Raw genomic sequence first — 3,731 nt, forward strand, 5'->3', positions numbered from 1 at the left:
CGCCCACCGGCGGCGGCACGGTCGAGGACGGTCTGAAGGTCGGCCTTCTCGGTCACCGGCGTCCCTTTCGGAGGGGTTGTGGACGGACCGATCCACGGCGGCAGCCGTGGTGCGGTCCGGGAGCGATGCGCCGCGGGGAGCCGGCGGCCGGGACGTGCGGGAGCGCGAGCGCTCCCGCACACCGGCGGTGCCGGCCGCTGTGGAACCGGCCGCGCCGACGGCGGGCCGGGCCCGCCGATCACTTGAAGGAGATCGGCACACCCTCCGGGCCGTTACCGACAGCGTCCGAGAGGCCGACCTGGCACTGCACGACGGTGCAGTCCACGGTGCCCCAGCGGGTGCCGTCGAAGAGGAAGCCCTCGAAGGAGCGGCGCACCGTCAGCGACGTGCTCGCGGAGCCGCCGGCGTCCGCGGTCACGGAGGAGAAGTCCGCCGGGTTGCACGCCAGAACGCCGGTGCCCACCCACGCGCACTGCCCGACGTCGTAGGCGGTTCCGGCGTCGAGGCCCGCACTGTCGACCCTGACCACGGTGCCGTCGGACAGGCCGGACGACGGGGTCACCGTGGCCGTCGGCGCCGTGACGGCCACGGCGGGGTTCTGGAACCCCACGGCGAGCCCCAGCACCGCCGCCGAGCCGACGACGACCTTGGCTGCACGATTTCTGATGATGGAAATGGGGACCACTCCTTCGTCGATACAGGGGGGAATTCGAAGGCTAAAGCGGAATGCCTTCGAAAGCTGCATCAATGACGATTGCATGACACTCGCATTGATGTCAATGAATATAAATGGCATTCTGGGAGAAGCGCTCGAAGTGGCGCCTGTGTACAATCCGGCCCTCTCGGTGGGGGGAAGCATTGAATTGCGAATCCTCTTTCCTGTTCCGGCCATCGTGGTCGACTGTCGCGCCGGGCCGAGGGGCGGCCGGGACCGCTTCCCGGGAAGCGGCCCCACGGGTGGCCGTATGGGCAGCTCAGGGGAGTGGAGGGGCGTCGGGGGCGGGTGGGGCCCTCGGCCCCGCGCGACGGGCACCGGGTGCCCCCCCCGGGCCCGTGCGGTGCTTGCCCGGCGGCGCGGGGGAGCCGGCGGCGGGGTGCGGGAAAAATCGCTTCCGAAATTCCTGGCGCTGGTGCCGGATACCGCCGGCGTGCGGATTTCGGGTGTGCCGGGGAGCGTTCGGAAGACCTTCCCGGCGGCTGCTCCCGAATGGACCGCGCAGATGCGCTGCCGACGGGAAGGGCCAACCAGTATACACTGTGAACATTCAATATATATGCCCTATGTGAAGCGAGTGGCCGCGGGGCGGCGGATGCCGTGCGCACCGAGGCCGCCGTGCGGCGGGAGACGGCGGCGCGGTCGACCGCACCCGCGCACGCCGACCGGGCCGCGCGGCTGCACGCGGAGGCCGCCGTGCGGACCGCCGGCCGGCCGGCTTCTCCGGTATTGCGGGGCCTCACCGAGGATCTTGCTGAGCTCCGAAGGCGGCCACTAGCGTGACGGCGAGTTCGAGGCCCGAGTCCTCGACCGCCCTGGCCGACGCCGATCGCAGCGCCGCGGAAACCGCCCTGACGGCCGCGGCGCCGCTCAGCCGGCCGGCCCGTGCCCCGGCACGACGCCGCCAGGGTGGCAGTCGCTCATCGGTCCGTCCCTCCCCCTCACGGCAGCCAGGCGCCCGTGCCGCGCTGCCGACCGGCGCGGCGCGGCACGCCGGCCGCGGTCATCACGGCGTTCGACCAGACGAAGGAGCTTCCCCATGCGGCCGTTCCAGGTCCACATCCCCCAGACCAACATCGACGACCTCAAGCGCCGGCTGAGCGCGACCCGCTGGCCCGAGCTCGTCGACGTCGGCTGGTCCCGTGGCGCCCCGCTGCACTACATCAAGGAGCTGGCCGAGTACTGGCGGGACGGTTTCGACTGGCGCGCCGCCGAACGCCGCATCAACCAGTACCCGCAGTTCACCACGGAGATCGACGGGGCCACCATCCACTTCCTGCACGTCCGCTCGCCCGAGCCGGACGCCACGCCGATGGTGATCACGCACGGCTGGCCCGGCACGCCGGTGGAGTTCCTGGACATCATCGGCCCCCTGACCGACCCGCGGGCCCACGGCGGCGACCCCGCCGACGCCTTCCACCTGGTCATCCCCTCGCTGCCGGGCTTCGGCCTCTCCGGCCCGCTCAAGACCGCCGGCTGGGACCTGGGGCGGATCGCCATGGCCTGGTCCCGGCTGATGGCGAGCCTCGGCTACGAGCGCTACATCGCCCAGGGCGGCGACATCGGCGCCTTCACGTCGTTGCTGCTCAGCGCGATCGACCCCGGCCACCTGGCCGGCATCCACGTCAACCTCCTGCAGACCAACCTCAGCGGGGAACCCGGCGAGCTGGAAACCCTGAGCGACGCGGACAAGGCCCGTCTCGCCGTTTCCGAGCGCTTCCTCGACGAGCTGTCCGGGCCGATGAAGATGCAGTCGACCCGGCCGCACACCATCGGCTACATGCTGAACGACTCGCCGGTCGCGCAACTGGCGTACCTGCTCGAGATGTTCAAGCACTGGGCCCAGACGGAGAACGTCCCCGAGGACGCGATCGACCGCGACCTGATGCTGACCCACATCTCGCTCTTCTGGTTCACCGCGACCGGCGGTTCCGCGGCGCAGGCGCACTACGAGCTGAAGCCGTTCCTTCCGATCACCAGCCTGATCGGGCGGTCCCCGACCATCGACGTCCCCATGGGCGTCGCGGTCTACCCCGGGGCGCTCTTCCAGCCGGTCCGCAGCCTGGCCGAGCGCGACTTCAAGCAGATCGTGCACTGGGCGGAGCTCGACCGCGGCGGCCACTTCTCGGCCATGGAGGAGCCGGACCTGTTCGTCGAGGACCTGCGCACCTTCAACCGGACGCTGAAGAAGCTCTGACCCGGCGCAAGGGCGGGCGGGCCGGGGAATCCTCGAACAGGAGGCCCCGGCCCGCTTCGGCGATTCCGCGTGACGGCTCGGGACTCCCCGCGGAACACGCGCGACGGCACCCCGAGGGCATGCCGGGAGCGTCTTTCGCGCGGGCGCAGGCGTACGGGGCCGTTCGGTCACGGCACGGGGCCGCCGCGGCGGCACAGGACCGCGGCGGGCCCGGGGAAGGCCGGGCGCCTCATCGCGGGGCCACCGAGAAGGCAATGGGGGGCGGGCCGGCGGCAGCCGGACGGCCGGCACACGGGGCACCCCCTCACCGGCCGTCCGGCGCCGAAGCCGCTCCTTGGCGCTCCGGGGGACACGGCGGGCACACGGGAGGGGGCCCGCACCCGAACGCGACTTCCACAGCCGGGCCGCCCTCCTCCGCGGCCGGGCCCGCGCGGTCCCCGCGGGCGGCTTCTCCGCCGCCACCGCGCCCGGGCGGCGCGCACCCACCCGATCCCCCCGCCCCCGCCGGCAGGACCGACCCGGCGGCGTCCCGCACCGGTGTGCACCCGCCGCCCGATCCACGAGGACGTGCCCCTCGGCACCCTCGGACGCGCACCATGGCGCCCGAGTCCGCCAGCCCTTTGGCCGGCCCGGTGCCCGACGCCGGCCCCGGTGAGGGCGCCGCCGACGCCGTTGCCGAGCCGCGAAAGCACGCGGGAAGCGGCCTGCACGCACAAGGCCGGGGGCCTGCGGGCGTCGTACGGTTGAACACGGAAACACTTGAGCACCAGTCGCAACGGAATCGCCGATCACGTGAACATCACCCGAGGCTTCACCGGC

The 3,731-nt window shown here is 72.6% G+C and carries 2 protein-coding genes; one reads left to right on the forward strand and one right to left on the reverse strand.

All coding sequences use genetic code 11. The annotated features are described in order from the left end of the window. Positions 1 to 238: 238 nt before the first annotated feature. Positions 239 to 685, reverse strand: coding sequence for an enediyne antibiotic chromoprotein (locus tag AB0A94_RS38495; RefSeq protein ID WP_361751670.1), 447 nt, complete (start codon positions 683 to 685; stop codon positions 239 to 241). Between the two features lie 1,069 nt (positions 686 to 1,754). Here AB0A94_RS38495 and AB0A94_RS38500 point away from each other — a divergent pair. Further along, entirely contained in the window at positions 1,755 to 2,912 is a 1,158-nt protein-coding gene (locus AB0A94_RS38500) for an epoxide hydrolase family protein (protein WP_361751672.1), read from the forward strand. Positions 2,913 to 3,731: the final 819 nt, after the last annotated feature.

This window comes from Streptomyces sp. NPDC044984, from assembly GCF_040646935.1.
Taxonomy (GTDB): domain Bacteria; phylum Actinomycetota; class Actinomycetes; order Streptomycetales; family Streptomycetaceae; genus Streptomyces.